Origin of the sequence: Nocardia arthritidis, from assembly GCF_011801145.1 — a bacterium.
GTDB lineage: Bacteria > Actinomycetota > Actinomycetes > Mycobacteriales > Mycobacteriaceae > Nocardia > Nocardia arthritidis_A.
Genome location: NZ_CP046172.1, coordinates 3,873,295 through 3,895,298, shown reverse-complemented (window position 1 = coordinate 3,895,298; position 22,004 = coordinate 3,873,295). Strand labels below are relative to the sequence as shown.

Here is a 22,004-nt window from a genome sequence, read left to right as displayed (position 1 = left end):
CGGTTTTGGGGAATTATCGGCTCGGGGACATCGGGTCACCGCGGAAACCTTGCCAGGCAGCCGGGAAACGCTGGCCCCGCTCGGCATCGAGACCCGCGACCTGCCCGCCAACCTCATCCACAACGGCCTCGGCGACGGCGCCCAGCGCTCACCGCTCGCCGCGCTGCGGGCGGCGACCCGCTCACTGGTCGACAATATCCCGGCCGAGATCGCCGCGATGCGCGCCGCGGTCGCCGCGACCCGCCCCGACGCCCTGCTGATCGACATGACCTCGGTCGGTGCTCAAATCTTCGGCACCGCAACGGGTTTGCCGTGGGCATCCTGGTCGCCGATGCTGCTGCCGATGCCGTCGAAGCAGGTCCCGCCGTTCGGGCTGGGGCTGACTCCGAAGCCGGGCCCGCTCGGCAGGCTGCGCGACGCGGCCGTGCGCGGCGCGATGAACCGGATGTGGGACGAGGTGCTCTCCGACCTCAACGCGGCCCGCCGCGGCCATGGCCTCGAACCGCTCCGGCACACCCTCGACTACCTGGCCCAACCGCCGCTGATGCTGAATTTCACCGCGCGGCCCTTCGACGATCCGCGCGACGACTGGCCGACCGAGGTGCACCAGATCGGCCCCGGTCTCTGGGCGCCGCCCGCCGACCGCCCGGCCTGGCTGGACGGCATCGACAAGCCGCTCGCGCTGGTCACCTGCTCCACCGAATTCCAGGACGACGGCGAGCTGGCACAGCTGGCGCTGGACGCGCTCACCGGCAGCGGCATGTACACGGTGGTGACGACGGGTGCGGTGGACCCGTCCGGCTTCACGGTACCGGCCGACGCCCGCGTCGAACGCTTCCTGCCGCACCACCTGCTGCTGGACCGGGCCGAGGTGGTGGTCTCGCACGGCGGTATGGGCATCACCCAAAAGGCTTTGGCCGCAGGCGTTCCCGTATGCGTCGTGCCGTTCGGGCGGGATCAGCGCGAGGTGGCCCGGCGGGTCGTCACGAACGAGGCCGGGGTGCGGGTGTCCAAGAAGAACCTGAACCCGGCACGGCTGCGCGCGGGTATCGACGAGGCCATCACCCGCCGTGCCGGCGCGCGGCGGGTCGCCGCCGGATTCGCCGCGGCGGGCGGCCCGGGCCGCGGCGCGGACCTGCTCGAACAGCACCTCCGGCTATCCGCCGCCATCTCGATCGGCAGGTGATCCAGTGGCCGACGGATGGCGTCGCTGGGGTGCGCTCGGTGCGGTGTGCCTGGCCGCACTGCTCATCGGCATCGCGAATACCGTTGTGAACGTTGCCCTTCCGAAGCTCGGCAGCCAACTCGCGGCGTCGACGTCCGCGCTGCAGTGGGTGATCGACGCCTACATCCTGGTGCTGGCCGGGCTGCTGCTGGTCGGCGGCTACCTCGGCGACCGGTACGGGCGCAAGCGGATGCTGCTGCTCGGCCTCGCGCTCTTCGCGCTCGCGTCGCTGGCGGCGGGTTACGCGGACAGTGCCGGTGCGCTGATCGCGGCCCGCGCGGTGCTCGGCGGCGCGGCGGCGCTGATCTATCCGGCCACCCTCGCCAGCATCGCCGCGACATTCACCGACCGGGCCGAGAAGGCGACCGCGGTCGGCATCTGGTCGGCGGTTTCGGGGCTTTCGGTGGCGCTCGGACCGCTCGCCGGCGGCCTACTGCTCGCCCATTTCCATTGGGGCGCGGTATTTCTCGTCAATATCCCGGTAGTGGCGGCGACCTTCGCCGCGGTACTGGTTGCGGTGCCGGAATCGCGCGGTCCGGTGACCGGACGGCTGGATCGGATCGGCGCGGCGGCCGCGATCATCGGCACCGGACTGCTGGTGTGGGCGATCATCGAAGCACCGCAGCGCGGCTGGCTCGATCCGGTGATCGTCGCGGCCTTCGCGGCGGCGGCCCTGGTCCTGGTCGGATTCTTCCGCTGGGAGCGCCGGACGCGGCATCCGCTGCTGGACGTCCGGCTGTTCCGTGACCGCCGCTTCTCGATCGCGAGTTGGTCCATCACCACCGCCTATTTCGGGCTCGTCGGCTTCAGCTTCATGATCACCTTCTTCTTCCAGACTGTGCGCGGCTACAGCCCGCTGCGGGCCGGGCTCGCCACCATCCCCTACGCCGTCGTCGTCGCGGCGACGGCGCCGCTCGCGATGTCGCTCACCCGCAGATTCGGCACGAAAATCGTTGTCGCGGTTGGGTTGTCGCTGATGAGCTGCGGCTTCCTGCTGGCCTCGACCATCGGCGTGCGGTCCGCCTACCTCGGCCCGATCCTGCCGAGTATGTGCGTGATGGCGGCCGGGCTGGCCTGCGTCACCGGTCCGGCGACCGACGCGCTGCTCAACACCGTGCCGCCGTCGCGCGCCGGCGTGGTGTCCGCGGTCAACGACACCACCCGCGAACTCGGCGCCGCACTCGGCGTCGCCGTCCTCGGATCCGCCATGAGCTGGACCTACCGCGACCGGCTCGCCCGGCTCTGGTCCGAGCTGAACATTCCGGGCGCGCTCGTCGAACGAGGACGCGGATCCGCCGTCACCGCGCTCACCGCGGCGCCGGACGCCACCGCCGCCGACGCCGCCCGGCTGGCCTTCGTCGACGGGCTGCGCACCGGGGCGTTCGCGGCCGCCGCGGTCACCGCCATCGGCGCGCTGCTCGCCATCGCCCTACTGCCCCAACGCGATCGAACCACCGCAGACCACCCGGCGGGCGAACTCGCCGCACTCGCCGGATGACAGCCCCGCCCTGATGACGAAGCCGTCGTCGACCCCCACTACCCACACTGGAGGCCAACAATGGTTCACCTGATCGACACAATCGCTCTGGAACCGCTGGACGACAACGTCTTCCGCAGCGCACCGAAGGCGGGCACGACACCGGCCCGGGTATTCGGCGGTGAAATCGCGGCCAAGGCCGTCGCGGCCGCCGCGGGCAGCATCGGCGCGGAATTCGCCATCCATTCGCTGCACGGATATTTCGTTCGCCCGGGCGACCCGGAATCGAGTATCGATTTCGGCGTGGAGGCGGTGCGCGACGGCCGCACATTCGCGCTGCGGCGAGTGGTCGCGCGGCAGGGCGACCGCGACATCTTCGTCATGAACGCCTCCTACCACGTCGGCGATAAAGGTGTGCGGCATGCGGATCCGGCGCCGCTGGTCCCCGCACCGGAGGCCATCGCGCGCTTCGGCCCGGCCGAACCCGGCCACGCCTGGCTTTCGGCGATCGGACTGGACGACAACTGGGAGATCCGCCGGATCCCCGACGGCCTCACCGATTCGGCCGACGGCCCGCATACCCGCCAGCAGGTCTGGCTGCGCTACACCCATCCGCTGCCCGACGATCCGGTCCTGCACAGCTGCGCCCTCGCCTACGCCAGCGATATCACGTTGCTCGGCGCGGCGCTGACCCGGCACAACTGGGTCAAAATGCAAACGGCCGCACTGGATTACTCGATCTGGTTCCTGCGCCCGTGCCGCATCGACGACTGGCTGCTCTACGACGAGGCCTCGCCGTCGGCCGATTTCGGCAGGGCGTTCACCAACGGTCGCGTCTTCGACCGCGACGGCACGCTGGTCGCGATGGTCGCGCAGGAGCGAATGCTGCGGCTGGTCGACGCGATCTGATCACTCCCCGGACCCGCCCCAGTTGCGAATCCTTACGGCTCAACTAGTTTGACGTGCGTGAATGATTCGGGACTTCCGGCCACTCGCCTCACGCGTAGGCGTTTTCTGGGTGGCGCCGCGCTGGCCGCGGCGTTCGCGGCGATGCCGCCGAACGTGCGGCGTGCGCTCGCCCAACCGGTGACGCCGCAGCCGATCGAACACGTCGTGCTGCTCATGCAGGAAAACCGTTCCTTCGACCACTATTTCGGCACCATGCCGGGCGTCCGCGGCTTCGGTGATCCGGGCGCGATCCGGCTACCCAACGGCGCATCGGTATTCCAGCAGCCGGATCCGCAGAATCCGGACGGCTACACGCTGCCGTTCCACCTCGACACCTATCGCAACAGCGTGCAGAAGATCCCGTCCACCTCGCACGCCTGGTCCGTGCAGCACGCCGCGCTCAACGGCGGCAAGATGGATCAGTGGCTGCCCGCGCACCGCAAGGCCGACGGGGTGAACGGCCCCTACGTGATGGGCTACTACGAAAGGGCCGACATCCCTTTCCATTTCGCGCTGGCCGACGCGTTCACCGTATGCGACGCCTACCACTGCTCGGTGCTCGGACCGACCTGGCCCAACCGCATGATGTGGATGACCGGAACCATCGATCCGGATGGCACGAACGGCGGCCCGATCATCCGGAACCTCCCCGGCGACTACAGCTGGACGACCTATCCGGAACGCCTGGAACAGGCCGGGGTGAGCTGGAAGGTCTACAACGAGATCGACGACTACGGCCTCAACCTCCTCGAACAGTTCAATCAGTACGAGACGGCCGGGCCGGATTCCCCGCTGTTCACCAAGGGCATCGCCACCTCGCCGATCGGCCAGTTCGAGGCCGACGCCCGCGCGGGCAACCTGCCCGCGGTGTCCTGGATCCTGCCCAACGCCGCGGCCTGCGAACATCCCGATTTCCGGCCCGCCGACGGCGCGAAATTCATCGCCGACCGGATCAACGCCATCGCCGCGAACCCGGATGTCTGGGCCAAGACGGTATTCATCCTCAACTACGACGAGAACGACGGACTCTTCGACCACGTGGTTCCGCCGCTGCCGCCGAGCGGTGAACCGGGCGAATTCGTTCAGGGCGCGCCAATCGGCGGCGGTTACCGGGTGCCGTGCGTCATCGTCTCGCCGTGGACGGCGGGCGGCTGGGTGGCGACCGAAAAATTCGACCACACCTCCTGTCTACGATTCCTGGAGTGGTTCACCGGCGTTCGCGAGCCGAATATCTCCGACTGGCGCCGCCGCACCTTCGGCGACCTGACCTCGGCGCTACGCCTGGACCGGCCGCCGAGCACCCAGCCGGTGCAGTTCCCCGGCGTCGATGCGGAGGTGGCCCGCGCCAACGCCACCGACCTGCTACCCAAACCGCAGGTCCCGGCGAGCCCGCAAACCGAACCGGCACAGGAGCCGGGCACCAAACCGCATATCCCGTAATCACCTGGCACCGAACGATATTCGTGCCGGACCGCTCAGCCGAACGGCATCTGCACCGGCGCATGATATCCGGACGAGGGCGGCGCGGATCCACCCCCGAACGGCATCTGCACCGCACCCTGGTTACCAGGCTGCGGCGCGGATCCGCCTGAACCGAACGGCATTTGGGCAGGCCCCTGATTACCGGACGATGGCGGCGCGGAACCGCCTGTGCCGAACGGCATCTGCACCGCACCCTGGTTTCCAGACTGCGGCGCGGAACCGCCTGTGCCGAACGGCATTTGGACTGGCCCTTGATAACCGGACGACGGCGGCGGGGATTCGCCTGAACCGAACGGCATTTGCGCCGGGCCACCGGATCCGGGCGATGCCGGCACCGGACCCGTTGTGCCGAACGGCATTTGCGATGGAGCGCGATAATCGGGAGCCGGTGCGCCGGATCGGTTGTCGCAGAACATGACACAACCGCCGGACAGCGGTTGCGCCGGTGCCATGATGCCGCCGCCGGATGACGCGCAGAACAGTACGCAGCCACCGTGCGGCGCGGGTGACGGCGCCGGATTTCCGGCGAAGGGGTAGTCGGTCGCGACCGCGACCGCCGCCGGGACCAGCACCGCCGCCGCCACTCCAACGCCGATCACGGTGATCGCGGCCATCGTTGCGACTTCCTTCCGCAAGCGGGTTCGTCGTGCTCCGGCCTGGCTCCGAAACGGGCGTCAACCGCCCCTTATTCCCACGATAACCGCACGATTCGAGACCCGTCGCGACCTGACGTACCGCCCCGGGAAAGCCCTGCACAGCGCCGTCCATCCGGATTGATGCCGCGCTACCGGTCCGCGACCGCCGGGACGGCCCGTTATACGCCGACGACGCGACCGGTTCACCGCTCAGCGAACCCTTTTCGGCCCCGGCGCCGCAAGGTTCGAGCGGCCGACCGTGCGCCAAGATGCCTCCAGCGAAAGGACTTTCGGCCCTAGGTGGGTGAGATCATCTCGATGGAAGGTTGACAGGTGGGTACGCACGCGCTTCCTGTCGACCGCAGACCGAGACCATGACCCGGGCACCCGCACGCATGCGGCGAGTCCAGGTGACGGTGCACGGTGTTGTGCAGGGCGTCGGCTACCGGCCGTTCGTCTACCGCCTCGCGCACGAGCTCGGCCTCACCGGTGATGTGCGCAATGCGGGCGGCCAGGTCGTGGCGCGGGTCGCGGGCGATACCGATTCCATCGCCGAATTCGTTGTGCGCCTACAAAATTCGGCACCGGCCGCGGCCGTCATCGACGATATCGCGGTGACTCCGCTCGCCGCGGGTATCGAGCTGAGCCCGGATTTCGCGGTCGCCGACAGCGGACCTGGCACCACGCCGAGGCTCGCCGCGCGGGTTCCGCCGGATCTGGCGATCTGCCCGGCCTGCCTGCGCGAACTCTTCGATCCGGCCGACCGGCGCTACCGCTACCCGTTTCTCAACTGCACCGACTGCGGCCCGCGCGCGACGGTGATCGACGCGCTGCCCTACGACCGGGAGCGCACCGCGATGCGCGAATTCCCGCTGTGCCCCGCTTGCGCCGCGGAATACCGCGATCCGGCCGACCGGCGTTTCCACGCCGAGCCAACGAGCTGCCCGGACTGCGGCCCCCGCTTGAACTGGCTGCCGACCGGCGCCACCGGGGATGACGCGCTGTCGGCGGCCTGCGCCGCGGTGGCGGCGGGCGGCATCGTCGCGATCAAGGGCATCGGCGGCTATCAGCTGGTATGCGATGCGCAGGCCGCGCACACCGTCGCCCGGCTGCGCGCGTGCAAGCCACGCCCCACCAAACCGCTGGCCGTCATGGTCCGCGATCTGGCGGCGGCCCGGACCCTCGGCGCGGTCGACACCGTCGCGGCCGGGCTGCTCACCTCGCCCGCCGCGCCGATCGTGCTGCTGCCCCGGCGCGTCGACGCGCCCGTCGCCGCCGATATCGCACCCGGCACCGCGACAATCGGCGTCTTCCTGCCGTACAGCCCGCTGCATCATCTGCTGCTCGCCGAATTGGACCGCCCGCTGGTGGTGACCAGCGGTAACCGCGGCGGCGTGCCGACCGTCATCGACGATGCGGCCGCCGTAGCCGCGCTCGGCCCGATCGTGGACGGGGTCCTGTGCCACGACCGGGCGATCCGCGCCCGCTACGACGATTCGGTGGTGCGGGTGGTGGCGGGCCGGACCGTCACGCTGCGCCGCGCCCGCGGCTATGCCCCCGGCGCGCTGCCGCTGCCCATATTCGCGTCCAAGCCGGTGCTCGCGGTCGGAGCACAGCTCAAACATACTGCTGCCCTCGCTATTTCGGACACCACGAGCATCGGGCCACACCTCGGCGATCTGGCCGACGCGGATGCGTACGCCGCCTTCGAGGCGGGCACCGACGCGCTGTGCCGGTTATCCGGCGCACACCCGGAATTCGTTGCGCACGACCGTCATCCGGGTTATCTGTCGACCGCGTACGCGCGTGCGCACTGGCCCGTGGACCGCCGCATCGTGATCCAGCACCACCACGCGCATGTCGCGGCCACCGCCGCCGAACACCTTGTCAGCGACCCGTTCGTCGGAATCGCCCTGGACGGCTTGGGCTTCGGTGACGACGGCACGCTCTGGGGCGGCGAGGTGCTGCTGGCGAACTACACCGGGTACCGCCGGGTCGGCCGCTTCGCCACCGCGCCGCTGCCCGGCGGTGCGGCCGCGGTGCGCAGGCCCGCCCGCATGGCGCTCGGATACCTCTGGGGCGCAGAGTCTTTCGGAACGGTACTGCCCGAAGATGCGGCAGCCGGACTGCTGGACCGGCTACCCGAACGGGAAACCGCCGCCGTCCGCGCGATGATCGAACGAAATATCAACTGTCCGAGGGCATCCAGTGCCGGACGGCTGTTCGACGCGCTCGCCGCGCTACTCGGCCTCTGCGACGACAACAGCTACGAGGGCGAGGCGGCCGTCCGGCTGGAGGCCGCAGCGGCCGAATTCGCCGGTACCGCAAGCGAACCGCTGCGCTGGGCGCTGCACCGCCACGACGGCTTGCTGGTATACGACCCGGCGCCGACCCTGTGCGAGGCGCTCGCCTGCGACCGCCCGGCCGGCGAGATCGCCGCGCGGTTCCACCGCACCATCGCCGAGGTGGTGGTCGCCATGGCCGTCGATGCCGCGGCAGTGCTCGCACCGGATGCCGTCGTCTGCCTCGGCGGCGGCGTCTTCCAGAACGCGCTGCTCACCTCCCTCGTGCTGTCCGGCCTAGCCTATGCCGGTCTGAAAGGTCTTGTCGGTGAGCGGGTTCCGATGAACGACGGCGGAATCTGCTACGGCCAGGCCGCGATCGCGGCCGCCACGATCGCGAATCCGTATCCCACCAACGATTAGGAGTCAGCCGATGTGCCTCGGAGTGCCCGGCCGGATCGTCGCGGTGACCGACGAATCGCCGCTGCGGATGGGGACGGTCGATTTCGACGGAATCCGGCGCCCGGTGTGCCTGGCCTATGTGCCGGAGGCCGCGCTCGGCGACTACGTGATCGTGCACGTCGGCTTCGCGATCAGCCGAGTCGACGAGGTCGAGGCGGCGAAGACGCTCGCGGTGCTCCGGGCGATCCCGGACGCCATCGCCACCGAACTCGGACCCGATGTGGAGGTCGTATGAAATACCTTGACGAATACCGTGATCCGGCGCTGGCCCGGCGGCTGCTGCACGAGTTGCGAGCCACCGCGACCCGGCCGTGGGCGATCATGGAGGTCTGCGGCGGGCAGACGCATACGCTGGTCCGCCAGGGCATCGACGAGTTGCTGCCCGCGGGCATCCGGATGATCCACGGACCGGGCTGCCCGGTGTGCGTCACCCCGCTGGAGATGATCGATCAGGCGGTCGAGATCGCCGCCAGGCCGGGGGTGATCTTCACCAGTTACGGTGACATGCTGCGGGTTCCGGGCAGCACCGGCGATCTACTCGGGGTGAAGGCGCGCGGCGGCGACGTCCGGGTGGTGTATTCGCCGCTGGACGCGGTGACCATCGCCCGCGAGCATCCGGACCGCGAGGTGGTGTTCTTCGCCGTCGGTTTCGAAACCACCGCACCGGCGAACGCGATGGCGGTGCTGCACGCCGCGACCACCGGGGTGACCAATTTCAGCATGCTGGTGAGCCATGTGCTGGTGCCGCCCGCGATCACCGCGATCCTGGACGCGCCCGACAATCAGGTGCAGGCATTCCTGGCCGCCGGGCACGTGTGCGCGGTGATGGGCTGGACCGAGTACGAGCCGATCGTCGCGAAATACCAAGTGCCCATAGTGGTCACCGGTTTCGAACCGCTCGATCTGTTGGAGGGCATCCTGATGGTGGTGCGGCAATTGGAAAGCGGCACCGCCGAACTCGGCAATCAGTATGTGCGTGCCGTGCGCCGTTCCGGCAATACCGAAGCGCAGCAGACGATTCGGCGGGTCTTCCAGGTGAGCGAGCGCAATTGGCGTGGTATCGGCACCATTCCGGACAGCGGGCTAACCCTGGCCCCCGAATTCGCCGGGCACGACGCGCGACGCCGCTTCGGCACCGACGACACGGTCGCCACCGAGAACGCCGATTGCATCGCGGGCGACATCCTGCGTGGCACCGCGCTGCCGACCGACTGCCCGGCGTATGGCACCCGCTGCACACCGCGCAAACCGCTTGGTGCGCCCATGGTTTCGTCGGAGGGCACCTGCGCGGCCTTCTACACCGCCGGACGGCGGCCGAATGCGGCGGTGAGTCGATGAACACGGCGCGGATAGCCGACCCCGCCTGCCCGCTCCCCCATACGGAGAACGAGCGGGTGCTGCTCGGACACGGATCCGGCGGCCAGCTGATGGCGGAGCTGATCGATCGGGTGATCGTCGCCGAACTCGGCGGGCACGAGCCGTTGCAGGATGCCGCGATAGTCGAAATCGACGGTGCGGGTGTGGTTTTCAGCACCGATAGTTTCGTCGTCACCCCGCGCTGGTTCCCCGGCGGCGATATCGGCGCGCTCGCGGTGCACGGCACGGTCAACGATCTGGCCATGCGCGGCGCGCGGCCGGTCGCGCTCTCACTGGCCTATGTGCTGGAGGAGGGGTTGTCGCTGGCCGAGCTGCGGGCCGTCACGGCCTCGGTGGCCCGGGCGGCGTCCGCGTGCGGCGTCCGCATCGTCACCGGCGACACCAAGGTGGTCGGCAGCGGCGCCGCCGACGGAATCTACATCACCACAACCGGAATCGGCGCCCGGCTGCCCGGCGCCGACCCATCGGCCACCCGTGGCAGACCCGGTGACGTGGTGCTGCTGTCCGGCCCGATCGGCGCGCACGGCACCGCGATCCTCTGCGCCCGTGGCGATCTCGGCTTCGACGCCGATATCCGTTCCGACACAAGGCCGTTGCACGAGCTGGTGGCCGCGCTGATCGCGGCGTGCGGCGCCGACGTGCACGCGCTGCGCGATCCGACCCGCGGCGGGCTGGCCAGCGCGCTCAACGAACTCGCCGCCGCCTCCCGTGTCGGCGTCGAGATCGTCGAGGCCGATGTGCCCGTGCCCACCGAGGTCGCCGCCACCTGCGAACTGCTCGGCCTGGACCCGATGCACGTCGCGAACGAGGGCTGCCTGGTGGCCTTCGTCGCCGAGTCCGCGGCCGAGCGCGCACTCGCGGCCATGCGTTCGGTGGCGGCGGGCGCGGCGGCGACCGTGATCGGCCGGGTCACCGACGGTCCGGCGGGACGGGTCACCGCGCGCACGCTCATCGGCGCGGCCCGCATCGTGGACATGCTGGTCGGCGAGCAGCTACCGCGAATCTGTTGAAAGGCGTTGCGAGTGAATGGCATCGGTCGCAACGCACGGGGACGTTGGACCCTCGTCCGCGACGCGCGATCGGGCCAGACTCGAAGGGCGAAGGCAGGGAGGCAGTGCGATGACCGGCTCCGGTGACAGTGCGCACGAGACCGCCGTGATCGACCGCGACGGCCTGGATCGGCTGGTGGATGTGCTGCGCGAGCAGCGATACCGCGTCATCGGACCGCAGGTGCGCGACGGCGCGATCGTCCTGGACGAACTCGATTCCGGCGCCCGGTTGCCCGCCGGTTGGGGGGTGCGCACCGCGCCGGGCAGCTACCGGCTGTTCCGCCGCGAAGACGAGGCGGTTTTCGCGAATTCGGCGGGCCCCGGCTCCTGGAAACAGTTCCTGCATCCGCCGCACCGCAAGGTGTGGGAGACCGGACCTGACTTGAATATCGTTGCGGCCGAGGAGGTTCCGGTACGCACCGCATTCATCGGCGTGCGCGGATGCGATCTGGCCGCGATCGCGGTGCTCGGCCGGGTGCTCGGCGGCGGCACACACCCGGACCGGTCGTATGCCGCCCGCCGCGCCGGACTGTTCATCGTCGCGGTCAACTGCACCGAGCCCGGCGGCGTGTGCTTCTGCGCGTCCATGGGGACCGGCCCTGCGGCGGGCCCCGGCTACGATCTGGCCCTCACCGAACGCGTCGACGACGCCGGACACCGCTTCCTGGTCGAGGTCGGTACGCCCGCGGGCGCCGAGGTGCTCGCGGAGCTCACCGCCCGCCCCGCCGATACCGCCGAGATCGCGGCGGCACATGCCGCGGTGGCGGCGGCCGCGGACCGGATGGGCCGCGCGATGCCCGATGTCGACGTGCCCGCGGTGCTGCGCGAATCCCGCGAATCACCGCACTGGGACGATGTGGCGAGCCGCTGTCTGACCTGCGCCAACTGCACCATGGTGTGCCCGACGTGCTTCTGCACCACCACCGAGGACGTCACCGACCTGACCGGCGAGCACGCCGAACGCTGGGAACGCTGGGCGTCCTGCTTCGAACTCGACTTCTCCTATCTGCACGGCGGCAGCGTGCGGCAGTCGGGACAGAGCCGCTACCGGCAGTGGCTCAGCCACAAGCTCGGCACCTGGCACGACCAGTTCGGCAGTTCCGGCTGCGTCGGCTGCGGGCGGTGCATCGCCTGGTGCCCGGCCGGGATCGATCTGACCGCAGAGGTAACCCGGCTCGCGGAACTCGGCTCCACGGAACGACTTTCGCAAAGGGACCAGGTATGACGACCGCCGCCGAACTCGCCGAATTCGCCCAGCTGGCCACGCTCGGCCCCGAGGAGTTGGCGGTACTGGCCGCGGCCGGACACGACGTCACCTACCCGACCGGGCATCGGCTGATCGTGGAAGGTCAACGGGCGGACCGCTGTTGGCTGATCCGCGACGGCGCCGTGCTGCTCGACGCGCAGGTGCCCGGACGCGGTGACGTGGTGGTGCAGACGCTCGGATCCGGCGATCTGCTCGGCTGGTCCTGGCTGGTGCCGCCGTATCGCTGGCATTTCGGCGCGCGCACCGTCGACACCGTGCACGCGATCGAATTCGATTCCGCGACGCTGGCCGAATTCGCCGAATCCGACCCGGCATTCGGCCACGCGCTGACCCTGATGCTGTTCGGCGCGGTGCTCGAACGGCTGCAGGCGACCAGGGCCAGACTCCTCGATCTGTACCGCAATCCGGCCGAAACCTGTACCTGCACACCGGTGCGGATCGGCGGCCCGCGATGACCGTCGGCGCACCGGCCCGCGACAGGCAGGCCGACGACATGATGCGGCCGTACCAGGTGGTCGACCGTATCCAGCAGACCGCCGACACCGCGACGCTGCTGCTGACGCCGACCGGTACCGCCGCCCCGCCCTTCCTGGCGGGCCAGTTCATGATGCTCTACCACTTCGGCGTCGGCGAGGTCGCGATTTCGATAAGCGGAAACCCTTGTGCCACCGACGGTTTGCTGGAACACACGATTCGCGCGGTCGGCGCGGTGAGCGATGCGCTGCACGATCGCGCGGTCGGCGAGTCGATCGGCGTCCGTGGGCCTTTCGGCACCGGTTGGGATCTGGCGTCGGCCGCCGGGCGCGATCTGGTCATCGTCGGCGGTGGGGTCGGCCTCGCGCCGCTGCGCCCGGTGGTGCTCGGCGCGCTCGCCGACCGCGCCCGCTACCGCCGGGTCACGCTGATCACCGGCGCGCGCACCCCGGCCGACATTCTGTTCCGCGACGATCAGCAACGCTGGAAAACCCATGCGGCACTGGACCTCTACCAGACCGTCGACCATCCGGCGCCCGGCTGGACCGGCCCCATCGGCTTCGTCACCGAACCGCTCGCCCGGCTCGCCGTCGATCCGGCGAATACGACGGCCTTCCTCTGCGGCCCGGAACCGATGATGCGGTTCTGCGCGCAAACCCTGCTGCGCAAGGGCATTCCGGCCACCGATATCCGAGTCTCGCTGGAGCGCAACATGCGCTGCGGCGTCGCCCGCTGCGGCCACTGCCAGCTCGGCCCGCTGCTGGTGTGCCGGGACGGTCCCGTCGTCGATTACGCGACCGCCGAACCCCTGCTCACGGTGCGGGAGCTGTGATGGGCGCCCCGACGCTCGCGGTCTGGAAGTTCACCTCCTGCGACGGCTGCCAGCTCACCCTGCTCGACTGCGAGGACGAACTGCTCGCGCTCGCGGGCCGCATCCGCATCGCGCATTTCACCGAGGCGTCCAGCGCGGTGGAACCGGGACCGTACGATGTCTCGCTGGTCGAGGGTTCCATCACCACGCCGGACGACGAACGCCGGATCGCCGAAATCCGCGCGCAATCCCGGATTCTGGTGACCATCGGGGCGTGCGCCTGCCACGGCGGAATCCAAGCGCTGCGCAATTTCGCCGACATCGCCGAATTCACCTCGGTGGTTTACGCCAGCCCGCAACATATTTCGACGCTGGCCACCTCGACGCCGATCGCGGCGCACGTACCGGTGGATTTCGAGCTGCGCGGCTGCCCGATCGACCGCCGCCAACTGCTGAACACATTGGGCGCCTTCCTGACCGGTCGCGCACCCGATATCCCGAACACCAGCGTCTGCACCGAATGCAAGCGCCGCGGCACCACCTGTGTGACCGTGGCACACGGCATTCCCTGCCTCGGCCCGGTCACCCAGGCCGGTTGCGGCGCGCTGTGCCCGTCGTACCACCGCGGCTGCTTCGGCTGTTTCGGCCCGATGGCGCGGCCGAATGTCGGTGCGCTGCTGCCGATCCTGCGCGTCAACGGGATGTCGACCGACGACGTCGACCGTGTTTTCACCACCTTCGCCGCGGCCGCGCCCGCCTTCGCCGAACGGAATCGCGATGAGTCACCGGAGTAGACAGCTGCGGGTCAGCTCGCTGGCCAGGGTCGAGGGCGAGGGTGCGCTGCGCGTCGTGATCGACGACGGCGTCGTGGCCCGCGCCGAACTGAATATCTACGAGCCGCCACGATTCTTCGAGGCGTTCCTGCGCGGTCGGGGCTACACCGAACCACCCGACATCACCGCACGCATCTGCGGCATCTGTCCGGTGGCCTACCAGACCAGCGCCTGCAACGCGCTGGAACAGATCTGCGGCGTCGAACTCGACCCGCCGCTGCTCGCGCTGCGCAGGCTGCTCTACTGCGGCGAATGGATCTCCAGTCACGCCTTGCACATTCACCTGCTGCACATACCGGACTTCCTCGGCTATCCGGACGCCATCACGCTGGCCGCCGATCACCGGGATCTGGTCGAACAGGGTCTCGCGCTGAAGAAGGCGGGCAATGCGCTGCTGGAATTGATCGGCGGCAGGCCGATCCACCCGATCAACGTGCGCGTCGGCGGGTTCTATTCGACACCGGGTCGGGTGGATCTCGCACTGCTCGCCGAACAGCTCAGGCGCGCACTGGATTACGCGATACACACCGTCCAGTGGGCGGCCGGTTTCGACTATCCGGACCTGGAACTCGACCACGACCTGCTCGCCGCCACCGCACCGGATCGGTATGCCATCGAGAACGGCATCGTGCACACCAGCACCGGATTATCCTTTCCGCCAGAGGAATTCGCCGCACACGTGGTCGAACGCCAGGTGCCGCACTCCACCGCCCTGCACGCCGAACTCGACGGCAGGCGCTATCTCACCGGGCCGCTCGCGCGATACACGCTCAACTACGAACAGCTCTCACCGCTGGCCAAGGAGATGGCGGCGCAGGCCGGTCTCGGTACCGTGTGCCGGAACCCGTTCCGCAGCATCCTGGTTCGGGCCGTTGAGGTCGTCTACGCCGTCGAGGAGGCGCTGCGGATCATCGACGACTACGAAATGCCCGCGCGCCCAGCTGTTCCCGCCGAGGCGCGGGCCGGGATCGGGCACGGGGTGACCGAGGCGCCGCGCGGATTGCTTTATCACCGTTACCAGGTCGACGCCGACGGCATCGTTCGCGCCGCGAATATCGTCCCGCCCACTTCACAGAATCAGGCCGCCATCGAGGACGATCTGCGCCGCGTCGTCGCGGCCAATCTGGACCTCGACGATGCCGCGCTCACCGCGCTGTGCGAACGCACCATCCGCAACTACGATCCGTGCATCTCCTGTTCGGCGCATTTCCTGGAGCTCGAGGTGGTGGGCCGATGACCGGGCCGCGGGCCGTCGTCATCGGCGTCGGCAACGAGTTCCGCCACGACGACGGCATCGGCCCCCGCATCGCCACCGATCTCGAAAAACTCGGCCTGCCAGAGGTTCTGGTGACGCTGTGCGACGGCGAACCCGCGGGCCTGCTCGACCTGTGGGCCGGCGCCGAATTGGCGGTTGTGGTAGACGCGGTGCTGTGCGAACCGTGCACGCCGGGCCGCATCTGGCGCACCACCGTCGACGCGCTGCGCGGCGTCACCCGCGCCGCCAGCTCGCATGCCATGGGCATCCCGGACGCGCTCCCGCTCGGCCGGGCGCTCGGACGTGTCCCGGACGAGCTCGTGGTCATCGCGGTCGAGGCCGAATGTCTGGAACTCGGTGTCGGCCTTTCGGATCCGGTGGCGGCCGCCGTACCGGACGTGCTGGCCGCCGTGCTCGCCGAGCTGGCCCGCATCGGCATCGAGACGCCGGCCGAGCCGGATCGTTCATGACGCGCTGGGTTTGCGCCGATTCGCCGCCCAGCCAACCCTTTTCAGGCCCGCATCACACAGTTCGAGCAGGCGCGCACGGTCGTCGTCGGCGCACTGGGCCGCCTGCGCCTCGGCGCGCAATGCGGCGATGTGCTGCCCGAGCGCCCCGACATCGCCGGAGGCGAGCGCCTGCCGGGCATCGTGCAGCGCCTGGCGAATGCGCTGTTCCAAATCGTTCATCGCACAACACCTTCCGAACACGGCGTGACCACTCAACGATAGATCGCGCCGCGCGCCGTACGGCCGGTTTACGGTCAGCCCACCGGGACGATCAGCCCGAGATCCGCGTCGTAGCGGCGGTACAGCAGGTGGCCGCGGCCGGTATCCCGGTCGGTGTAGAACAGGTACGGCAACCCGTACGCGCACAATCGCAGCGTCGCTTCGGTTTCGGTCTGTTTGCGCGCGGACGTCGGATTGGTTGTCAGCAACGTGGTGTCGGCCGGATGCACCCGATGCTGGCGGGTCATCTTCAAACCCGTCGGCCCCGCGCGGTAGATCACGGCATCCTCGCCGGTCTCCGCGTCGGTGAACAGGTGCGCGTCGTAATCCATGGCGTCCAGCACCGCGGCGGCGGCCAGCGGTTCGGCGACCAGCAGCGGGTACACCTTCCGCCGGGCGAGGTCACCGGGCCCGATACCGGCGAGCGGGCGGGCGGCGGCATCGGGCCACGGCCGCGGCCGCCACGGCGCGGACAGTTCCGCGATCCGCCGTTCCAGCCGCACCACCACCGTCAGGATGTCGCCGCCGCCGCGGGTCATCGTCTGCACCCTTACCGGCTTGTCCCCGACCCGCAGATTCACCTGGATGAGCAGCGGCCCGTCGTCGCAGTTCGCACCGGTCACCCGGACCCGTGCGCCGCCGGGGATCCCGTATCGCTCCAGCAGCCTGCCGATCGCGCCGGACACCCGTTCCATCTCCAGCGACGAAACTCGGCCGCGCGCGAACACGACCACGTCGGGAAATCTCGGCGACGACCACCCTTGTGACGCGCGCGGCAACGTCGGCCCTCACTTTCGATCGATCCATCGGACGCGTTCCGTGGAGTCACCCACTCTGGCCGATGCCGCGCATCGAACCAAGATCCGAAAGGATACGAAGGTGAGGACCAAAGACCTTGACACCCTCCGCCACAACAGATTTCGCTGCACCATCGAGTGCACTCGACCGAGCAGCGCCCGCCGGTCGTGCCCGGCGCCACATTCGGTGGCCGGGCCCGCGGTTGCCCACTACCCGGGGCGCTACTCTCGAAACGCCTCCCGACCCGGCACTCCAGCGGTCGAAGGTGCCCGCCGACGAACGGAAGAATGGTTCCCATGCGCACAGCAGCACGACGCGACGAGGAAAACGGCGAGTCCGCGACACCCTCCATCGCGCAGCGGATCCGCTACGCCTGCGGCGGCACCCTCCCACCGTCGATGTCGGACTGGGTGATCGACGATCTGACCGGACCGGGCGCGGCCCGTCGCTACCTGCTGCGTATCCTGATCCCGATCATCCCGCCGCTGTGCCTGTTCCTGCTGATCCCCGGGCCGCTGTGGATGGGTCTGGCCATGATGGCGCTGCTCTATCTGCCGCTCATCTATTTCACCGTCGCGCTCATGTACGTCTACCGGCGCCACCGGCTGGCCAAGCACGGCCTCGATCCGGCGCTGGCCGATGTGCGCGAACGCGACCGGGCCGCCGCCGAGCGCGCGGCGTACGAGCGCCGCCACGGCCGCGGCTGATCCGTTGCCGCGCAGGCTATTTCGTCTCCATATCGATGACGACCTTGATGTCGGCATGCTCCCCCGGCCGGAATGCCTCGGCCGCCCGCTCCAGCGGCAGCCTGCGCGTGATCAGGCCCGCCAGCCAGCCGGTATCGGCCCGCGCCAGCGCCAACGCTGCCTGCTCGTAGTGGCGGCGGTTCGCGTTCACCGATCCGAAGATCACATCGTTTTCCAGCACCAGATTCCGGTTCAGCAGTCCGGCGTCCACCTGCGTCGCCCGGCCTGCCGATGACACACCGGTGAGGCAGACGATGCCCGCCGGGCTGCTGGTCTCCATCGCGCCGAGGGCGACCTGTGCGTTGCCGGTGGCCTCGATCACGATGTCCGGGGCGATCTTTGGGCCGACCACCGTCAATTCCTCGGTGTGATACTGCGCGCCGAGCTCGGCGACCAGCTTCGGCTTCGGCCCGTCGGCGACGCGATCGAGCACATGTACCTCGAGCCCGCGCTCGCGGCCGAGCAGCGCCGCGAGCAGCCCGATCGGTCCGGCGCCGGTGATCAGCACCCGGCGAGGCGCGAACCACGCTCGCGCACCGATCTTTTCGATCTGTTCCCAGGCCTTGGCCACCACCGTCGCGGGTTCCAGCAACACCCCGACATCGGCGAGCGCCGGATCCACCTTGATCGCGTACTCCGGCTCGATGGTCCACTGCTGCGCGGCGTAACCGTCGCGTTCCTTGATGCCGCGCTCGGTGTATTCGCCGTTGCGGCACATATCGAATTCGCCCCGGGCGCAGGCGCCGCACGGCAGTGGATCCGGCCGCCGCACGATGCCGACCACCAGATCGCCCGTCGCGAATCCGCTGCCCGTGGGCGCCGTTCGCACCCGGCCGAGCGATTCGTGGCCGAGGATCAGCCGTTCCCGGCCCGGCGGCGCCCAACCGTATGCGCCGGAAGCGATTTCGCGATCGGTGCCGCAGATGCCGACCGCGATGGCGTCGACCGTCAACACACCGGCCTCCGGCGCCGGGTCCGGCACCTCCGTCACGCCGAGCGTGCCGGGTGTCTGCGGGATCAAGGTGAGCGCGCGCACAGCATCTCCTTATCTCGAGCATCGCGCGCAGCGAATACCCGGACGCGGCCGTTCACACCCCCGACCGCTCGGACCATACGCCGGAAGCGCCCGCGACAGGCCGGATTCGGCGCTCGCCGAGGATCAGCGCGCGGCCATGCGCAGCGCGGCATCCAGACGGATGACCTCGCCGTTGAGCACCGGATTGTCGATGACGTGCGCGACGAGCGCGGCGAACTCATCCGGGTGGCCGAGCCGCTGCGGGTGCGGAATCTGTTCCGCCAGTGCGGTTCTCGCCTCCGGCGAGAGCCCGGCCAGCAGTGGCGTATCGAACATGCCCGGCGCGATGGTGACCACCCGGATGAGATGTTCGGCCAGATCGCGGGCCAGCGGCAGGGTCATGCCCGCCACCGCCGCCTTGGACGCCGAGTACGCGGCCTGACCGACCTGCCCGTCGAAGGCCGCCACCGACGCGGTGTTCACGATGACGCCGCGTTCACCGTCGACCGGCGCGGTGCGGGCGATGCGCTGGGCGGCCAGCCGCAGCACGTTGAAGGTGCCGACCAGGTTGACCTCGACGACGAGTTGGAAGGCGGACAGCGGAATCACCCGATCCCCGGTGAGCACCCGGCCTGGCAACCCGATGCCCGCGCAGTTCACCACGGCCCGCAGCGTGCCGAGGGATTCGGCGACGTCCAGCGCGGCCGTGACGTCGTCCTCGTCGGTCGCGTCACCGGGTGCGAAGGTCAGTCCGGGTTCCGCGGCCACCCGCGCGGCATCGGATTCCGGCAGGTCGAAGCTCACCACCGCGGCGCCGTCGGCGGCGAGCCTGCGCGCGGTCGCCAGCCCGAGCCCGGAGGCCCCTCCGGTGACCAGCACCACGTTGTCCCGGATCTGCATATGGTTCCCTCCGAACGACGCGAATCAGGCGCAGCCATTCATATCAGCAAGGAACCACGTTATCAACAAGATGTCTTTTTAAGAGGGGACGACCGCCCGGACGATATGCGGACCGAGGCGTTCCGCCGGCAGATCCGCGCCGAGGTAGCGGCCGATCGCGGCGGCCGGATCCAGATCCTCGGCGATCTCGAATCCGGCGGCGCGCAGTTCCCCCGCCATCTCCTCCGGGGTGAACAGGCTGAGCCAGCGCTCACCCAGCGCGGCCAGCCGGGCCTCGCGCACCTCGGCCATCGCCTGTTCCTCCGGCGTGACGGCGCGCACCGGCTGGGCATAGTCGAGCACCACCTCGGTGCCCGGTGCCAGACCGGCCAGGTAGCGCAGCGTCGCGCGGATCGCGTCGCCGGTGAGATAGACGACGACACCGAGCCAGATCACGAAGGCGGGCCGACCTGGATCGAATTCCGTTGCGGCCATTGCTTGTTCGAGTGTTTGCCGTTCGAAGTCGACCGGCACGTAGGTCACCGAGCCGGGGATATCGATCGCGGTCTCGCGCAACCGGTTCCGCTTCCACTCCTGGGTGGCCGGATGGTCGATCTCGTAGACACGCAGTCCCGCATGCGGATTGCGGTAGGCGAGGGTGTCCAGGCCCGCGCCGAGCACCACGGCCTGCGTCGTGCCCGCGGCGACCGCCGCCGCCAGCGCGTCGTCCGCGTACCGCGCTCTGGCGGCGATGATCAACCGCATCCTGCGACGGATCGCCGGATCCTCGTGAATGTTCAGCGGATCGACCATGCCGTCGACGACGCGAACGGCGAGCGGATCGGTGAAGATCCGCCCGCCGTCCTCAAGTTGGTGCTCCGCACGATAGATCGCGACACCCATCGCGGTGCGGCTCGGTTCTCCGGTCTGCATGCACAAACCCTTTCCTGCTCAGACCACGTGCCGGAAAGGCTTGTCCACCAACTACTTACGCCGACACATAGTGCAAATTGACCACTCCGCAAGCCAGCGTATCGGCACCGGTCAGGCGCAGATCAGGCACGGTCATATCGTGCTCGAAAAGGCGGGCCCCTTCGCCGCCGAGGATCACCGGGAACAGCAACAGATGCAGCTCATCGAGCAGCCCCTCGGCCAGGAGCCAGCGCACCAGGGTCGCGCTGCCGCCGACGCCGATCACCTCACCCGGCGGATCCTCGAGCTTGGCGATCTCATCGGCCAAATTCGTATTGAGCACGGTGGTGTTCTTCCACTCGGCCTTGCCCATCGTCGTGGAGACAACGTATTTCGGCATCTCGTTGACGGCATCGAAATACGGTCCGGATTGGCTACCGAAGAATGGCAGGAAACCCTCATAGGTCTTGCGGCCCATCAGCATCGCGTCATTGCGGGCCATCAGGGCGCCGACCGCCTGGCCGACCTCATGTCCATGCTGATTCCCTCGTACGAACCGAATGTCCTACCGATACCCAACTCCGCCAACGGAATCGAATTGCGACATCTGCGTGCCTTCGTCGCGGTGGCCGAGGAGCTGAATTTCGGCAGAGCGGCGCGGCGGCTGCACATCACCCAACCCGCGCTGAGCCGCCAGATCCGGGCGCTGGAGCGGCAACTGGGCTGCGAGCTGGTGTATCGCAACAGCCATACGGTGCGGCCGACCCTGGCCGGTGAGGTATTCCGGGAATGGTCGAACCGCCTGCTCGCGGAATTCGACGAGGCGATCACCGCGACCCGATCGGTCGGCGGCGAGCTGGCGGCCCGCACCCGGCGCATGTGGGAGCCGGTCGAATCGCTGCTGGATGTCTGTACCGATCGGGCGACCTTCCGTGCGGCCTTCGAGGATATGCAGGCCGAGCTGCCGAAGGCCGCGCTGCTGTTGTGTCCGGGCACCGGGCTGTACGGTCGCGACGCACCGACGCCGGGCGACCGCGGCGTGCACGAGCAATTGCAGGCGGGCTATCTGGGCGAGGCATCGCTCGACGATCCGATCGCCAACCCGACGGTCGCCGACCTGTCCGGCCTACCGCCGCTGCTCATCCAGGTGGCCGAGCACGACGCGTACGGCGCGGGCGGTCACGCGCTCGCCGAACAGGCGCGCGCCGCGGGCGTGCCGACCCGGTTGGAGGTGTATCCCGTTCCGGCGCACGCCTTTCAGGTGTTCTGGTCGTTACTGCCGGACGCCGACGACGCGCTGCGCAATGCCGGACGCTTCGCCAGCGATCCGGCCGCGCTCACCGCTTGAC

At 69.3% G+C, this 22,004-nt stretch carries 23 protein-coding genes; 16 read left to right on the top strand and 7 right to left on the bottom strand.

Annotation, left to right across the window (positions count from 1 at the left end):
- The first annotated feature begins 49 nt into the window (after nucleotides 1-49).
- From F5544_RS17545 to F5544_RS17530, 4 genes are all read left to right on the top strand, one after another.
- Nucleotides 50-1,186 carry a nucleotide disphospho-sugar-binding domain-containing protein gene (locus F5544_RS17545; protein ID WP_167474185.1) on the top strand — a complete coding sequence of 379 codons (1,137 nt, stop codon included), beginning with the start codon at nucleotides 50-52 and terminating at the stop codon, nucleotides 1,184-1,186.
- A 4-nt stretch (nucleotides 1,187-1,190) separates the two neighbouring features.
- Complete coding sequence (locus F5544_RS17540) at nucleotides 1,191-2,723, top strand: DHA2 family efflux MFS transporter permease subunit (protein WP_167474184.1); 1,533 nt, start codon at nucleotides 1,191-1,193, stop codon at nucleotides 2,721-2,723.
- A gap of 60 nt (nucleotides 2,724-2,783) precedes the next feature.
- Entirely contained in the window at nucleotides 2,784-3,611 is an 828-nt protein-coding gene (locus tag F5544_RS17535) for an acyl-CoA thioesterase (protein WP_167474183.1), read from the top strand.
- A 141-nt stretch (nucleotides 3,612-3,752) separates the two neighbouring features.
- Nucleotides 3,753-5,090, top strand: coding sequence for an alkaline phosphatase family protein (locus F5544_RS17530; RefSeq protein WP_167479275.1), 1,338 nt, complete (start codon nucleotides 3,753-3,755; stop codon nucleotides 5,088-5,090).
- A 35-nt stretch (nucleotides 5,091-5,125) separates the two neighbouring features.
- Here the strand turns inward: F5544_RS17530 and F5544_RS17525 are convergent, their stop codons facing one another.
- A complete protein-coding gene (locus tag F5544_RS17525) occupies nucleotides 5,126-5,746 on the bottom strand; it encodes a hypothetical protein (RefSeq protein ID WP_167474182.1) in 621 nt (206 codons plus the stop codon).
- 395 nt (nucleotides 5,747-6,141) lie between these two features.
- Here F5544_RS17525 and hypF point away from each other — a divergent pair, with 395 nt between their 5' ends.
- From hypF to F5544_RS17475, 10 genes are all read left to right on the top strand, one after another.
- Nucleotides 6,142-8,472: a carbamoyltransferase HypF gene (hypF, locus tag F5544_RS17520; protein WP_203217578.1), complete on the top strand. Its 2,331-nt coding sequence runs from the start codon at nucleotides 6,142-6,144 to the stop codon at nucleotides 8,470-8,472.
- A 10-nt stretch (nucleotides 8,473-8,482) separates the two neighbouring features.
- Entirely contained in the window at nucleotides 8,483-8,746 is a 264-nt protein-coding gene (locus tag F5544_RS17515; protein ID WP_167474181.1) for a HypC/HybG/HupF family hydrogenase formation chaperone, read from the top strand.
- Nucleotides 8,743-9,849: a hydrogenase formation protein HypD gene (hypD, locus tag F5544_RS17510; protein ID WP_167474180.1), complete on the top strand. Its 1,107-nt coding sequence runs from the start codon at nucleotides 8,743-8,745 to the stop codon at nucleotides 9,847-9,849. The genes F5544_RS17515 and hypD overlap by 4 nt, the downstream gene beginning before the upstream one ends.
- Complete coding sequence (hypE, locus tag F5544_RS17505; protein WP_167474179.1) at nucleotides 9,846-10,898, top strand: hydrogenase expression/formation protein HypE; 1,053 nt, start codon at nucleotides 9,846-9,848, stop codon at nucleotides 10,896-10,898. Before hypD ends, hypE begins: the two co-directional genes overlap by 4 nt.
- A gap of 109 nt (nucleotides 10,899-11,007) precedes the next feature.
- On the top strand, nucleotides 11,008-12,162 hold the full coding sequence (locus F5544_RS17500; RefSeq protein ID WP_167474178.1) for a 4Fe-4S dicluster domain-containing protein: 1,155 nt from the start codon (nucleotides 11,008-11,010) through the stop codon (nucleotides 12,160-12,162).
- Nucleotides 12,159-12,659, top strand: coding sequence for a Crp/Fnr family transcriptional regulator (locus tag F5544_RS17495; RefSeq protein WP_167474177.1), 501 nt, complete (start codon nucleotides 12,159-12,161; stop codon nucleotides 12,657-12,659). The genes F5544_RS17500 and F5544_RS17495 overlap by 4 nt, the downstream gene beginning before the upstream one ends.
- Entirely contained in the window at nucleotides 12,656-13,510 is an 855-nt protein-coding gene (locus F5544_RS17490) for an FAD/NAD(P)-binding protein (protein WP_238847297.1), read from the top strand. The genes F5544_RS17495 and F5544_RS17490 overlap by 4 nt, the downstream gene beginning before the upstream one ends.
- Nucleotides 13,510-14,283: an oxidoreductase gene (locus tag F5544_RS17485; protein ID WP_167474176.1), complete on the top strand. Its 774-nt coding sequence runs from the start codon at nucleotides 13,510-13,512 to the stop codon at nucleotides 14,281-14,283. The genes F5544_RS17490 and F5544_RS17485 overlap by 1 nt, the downstream gene beginning before the upstream one ends.
- Nucleotides 14,267-15,559: a Ni/Fe hydrogenase subunit alpha gene (locus F5544_RS17480; protein WP_167474175.1), complete on the top strand. Its 1,293-nt coding sequence runs from the start codon at nucleotides 14,267-14,269 to the stop codon at nucleotides 15,557-15,559. The genes F5544_RS17485 and F5544_RS17480 overlap by 17 nt, the downstream gene beginning before the upstream one ends.
- Nucleotides 15,556-16,047 carry a hydrogenase maturation protease gene (locus tag F5544_RS17475; RefSeq protein ID WP_167474174.1) on the top strand — a complete coding sequence of 164 codons (492 nt, stop codon included), beginning with the start codon at nucleotides 15,556-15,558 and terminating at the stop codon, nucleotides 16,045-16,047. The genes F5544_RS17480 and F5544_RS17475 overlap by 4 nt, the downstream gene beginning before the upstream one ends.
- On the opposite strand, the gene F5544_RS17470 is transcribed toward F5544_RS17475, so the two are convergent.
- On the bottom strand, nucleotides 16,042-16,266 hold the full coding sequence (locus F5544_RS17470) for a hypothetical protein (RefSeq protein ID WP_167474173.1): 225 nt from the start codon (nucleotides 16,264-16,266) through the stop codon (nucleotides 16,042-16,044). The genes F5544_RS17475 and F5544_RS17470 overlap by 6 nt on opposite strands.
- Before the next feature lie 74 nt (nucleotides 16,267-16,340).
- Nucleotides 16,341-17,039: a sigma 54 modulation/S30EA ribosomal C-terminal domain-containing protein gene (locus F5544_RS17465; protein ID WP_238847296.1), complete on the bottom strand. Its 699-nt coding sequence runs from the start codon at nucleotides 17,037-17,039 to the stop codon at nucleotides 16,341-16,343.
- A gap of 360 nt (nucleotides 17,040-17,399) precedes the next feature.
- On the opposite strand from F5544_RS17465, the gene F5544_RS17460 reads away from it, so the two are divergent.
- Complete coding sequence (locus F5544_RS17460; RefSeq protein WP_167474172.1) at nucleotides 17,400-17,810, top strand: DUF5313 family protein; 411 nt, start codon at nucleotides 17,400-17,402, stop codon at nucleotides 17,808-17,810.
- A gap of 16 nt (nucleotides 17,811-17,826) precedes the next feature.
- Here F5544_RS17460 and F5544_RS17455 read toward each other — a convergent pair whose 3' ends face one another.
- The 4 genes from F5544_RS17455 to F5544_RS17440 form a co-directional block, all read right to left on the bottom strand.
- Nucleotides 17,827-18,885 carry a glucose 1-dehydrogenase gene (locus tag F5544_RS17455; protein WP_167474171.1) on the bottom strand — a complete coding sequence of 353 codons (1,059 nt, stop codon included), beginning with the start codon at nucleotides 18,883-18,885 and terminating at the stop codon, nucleotides 17,827-17,829.
- Nucleotides 18,886-19,008: 123 nt separating this feature from the next.
- Complete coding sequence (locus F5544_RS17450; RefSeq protein ID WP_167474170.1) at nucleotides 19,009-19,764, bottom strand: SDR family NAD(P)-dependent oxidoreductase; 756 nt, start codon at nucleotides 19,762-19,764, stop codon at nucleotides 19,009-19,011.
- 78 nt (nucleotides 19,765-19,842) lie between these two features.
- Nucleotides 19,843-20,676, bottom strand: a complete 834-nt coding sequence (locus F5544_RS17445) for a class I SAM-dependent methyltransferase (RefSeq protein ID WP_167474169.1) — start codon at nucleotides 20,674-20,676, stop codon at nucleotides 19,843-19,845.
- A 55-nt stretch (nucleotides 20,677-20,731) separates the two neighbouring features.
- Nucleotides 20,732-21,217, bottom strand: a complete 486-nt coding sequence (locus tag F5544_RS17440) for a dihydrofolate reductase family protein (protein WP_275107058.1) — start codon at nucleotides 21,215-21,217, stop codon at nucleotides 20,732-20,734.
- On the opposite strand from F5544_RS17440, the gene F5544_RS47080 reads away from it, so the two are divergent.
- A complete protein-coding gene (locus tag F5544_RS47080; protein ID WP_167474167.1) occupies nucleotides 21,191-22,003 on the top strand; it encodes a LysR family transcriptional regulator in 813 nt (270 codons plus the stop codon). The two genes, F5544_RS17440 and F5544_RS47080, sit on opposite strands and share 27 nt — an antisense overlap.
- Nucleotide 22,004 lies beyond the last annotated feature (1 nt).

Coding starts and splice junctions, on each gene's coding strand:
- F5544_RS17480 (WP_167474175.1), top strand. CDS start 14,267: ATGAGTCACCGGAGTAGACAGCTGCGGGTCAGCTCGCTGGCCAGGGTC.
- F5544_RS17515 (WP_167474181.1), top strand. CDS start 8,483: ATGTGCCTCGGAGTGCCCGGCCGGATCGTCGCGGTGACCGACGAATCG.
- F5544_RS17470 (WP_167474173.1), bottom strand. CDS start 16,266: ATGAACGATTTGGAACAGCGCATTCGCCAGGCGCTGCACGATGCCCGG.
- F5544_RS17500 (WP_167474178.1), top strand. CDS start 11,008: ATGACCGGCTCCGGTGACAGTGCGCACGAGACCGCCGTGATCGACCGC.
- F5544_RS17460 (WP_167474172.1), top strand. CDS start 17,400: ATGCGCACAGCAGCACGACGCGACGAGGAAAACGGCGAGTCCGCGACA.
- hypD (WP_167474180.1), top strand. CDS start 8,743: ATGAAATACCTTGACGAATACCGTGATCCGGCGCTGGCCCGGCGGCTG.
- hypE (WP_167474179.1), top strand. CDS start 9,846: ATGAACACGGCGCGGATAGCCGACCCCGCCTGCCCGCTCCCCCATACG.
- F5544_RS17475 (WP_167474174.1), top strand. CDS start 15,556: ATGACCGGGCCGCGGGCCGTCGTCATCGGCGTCGGCAACGAGTTCCGC.
- F5544_RS17495 (WP_167474177.1), top strand. CDS start 12,159: ATGACGACCGCCGCCGAACTCGCCGAATTCGCCCAGCTGGCCACGCTC.
- F5544_RS17525 (WP_167474182.1), bottom strand. CDS start 5,746: ATGGCCGCGATCACCGTGATCGGCGTTGGAGTGGCGGCGGCGGTGCTG.
- F5544_RS17445 (WP_167474169.1), bottom strand. CDS start 20,676: ATGCAGACCGGAGAACCGAGCCGCACCGCGATGGGTGTCGCGATCTAT.
- F5544_RS17530 (WP_167479275.1), top strand. CDS start 3,753: ATGCCGCCGAACGTGCGGCGTGCGCTCGCCCAACCGGTGACGCCGCAG.
- F5544_RS17450 (WP_167474170.1), bottom strand. CDS start 19,764: ATGCAGATCCGGGACAACGTGGTGCTGGTCACCGGAGGGGCCTCCGGG.
- F5544_RS17485 (WP_167474176.1), top strand. CDS start 13,510: ATGGGCGCCCCGACGCTCGCGGTCTGGAAGTTCACCTCCTGCGACGGC.
- hypF (WP_203217578.1), top strand. CDS start 6,142: ATGACCCGGGCACCCGCACGCATGCGGCGAGTCCAGGTGACGGTGCAC.
- F5544_RS17490 (WP_238847297.1), top strand. CDS start 12,656: ATGACCGTCGGCGCACCGGCCCGCGACAGGCAGGCCGACGACATGATG.
- F5544_RS17535 (WP_167474183.1), top strand. CDS start 2,784: ATGGTTCACCTGATCGACACAATCGCTCTGGAACCGCTGGACGACAAC.
- F5544_RS47080 (WP_167474167.1), top strand. CDS start 21,191: ATGCTGATTCCCTCGTACGAACCGAATGTCCTACCGATACCCAACTCC.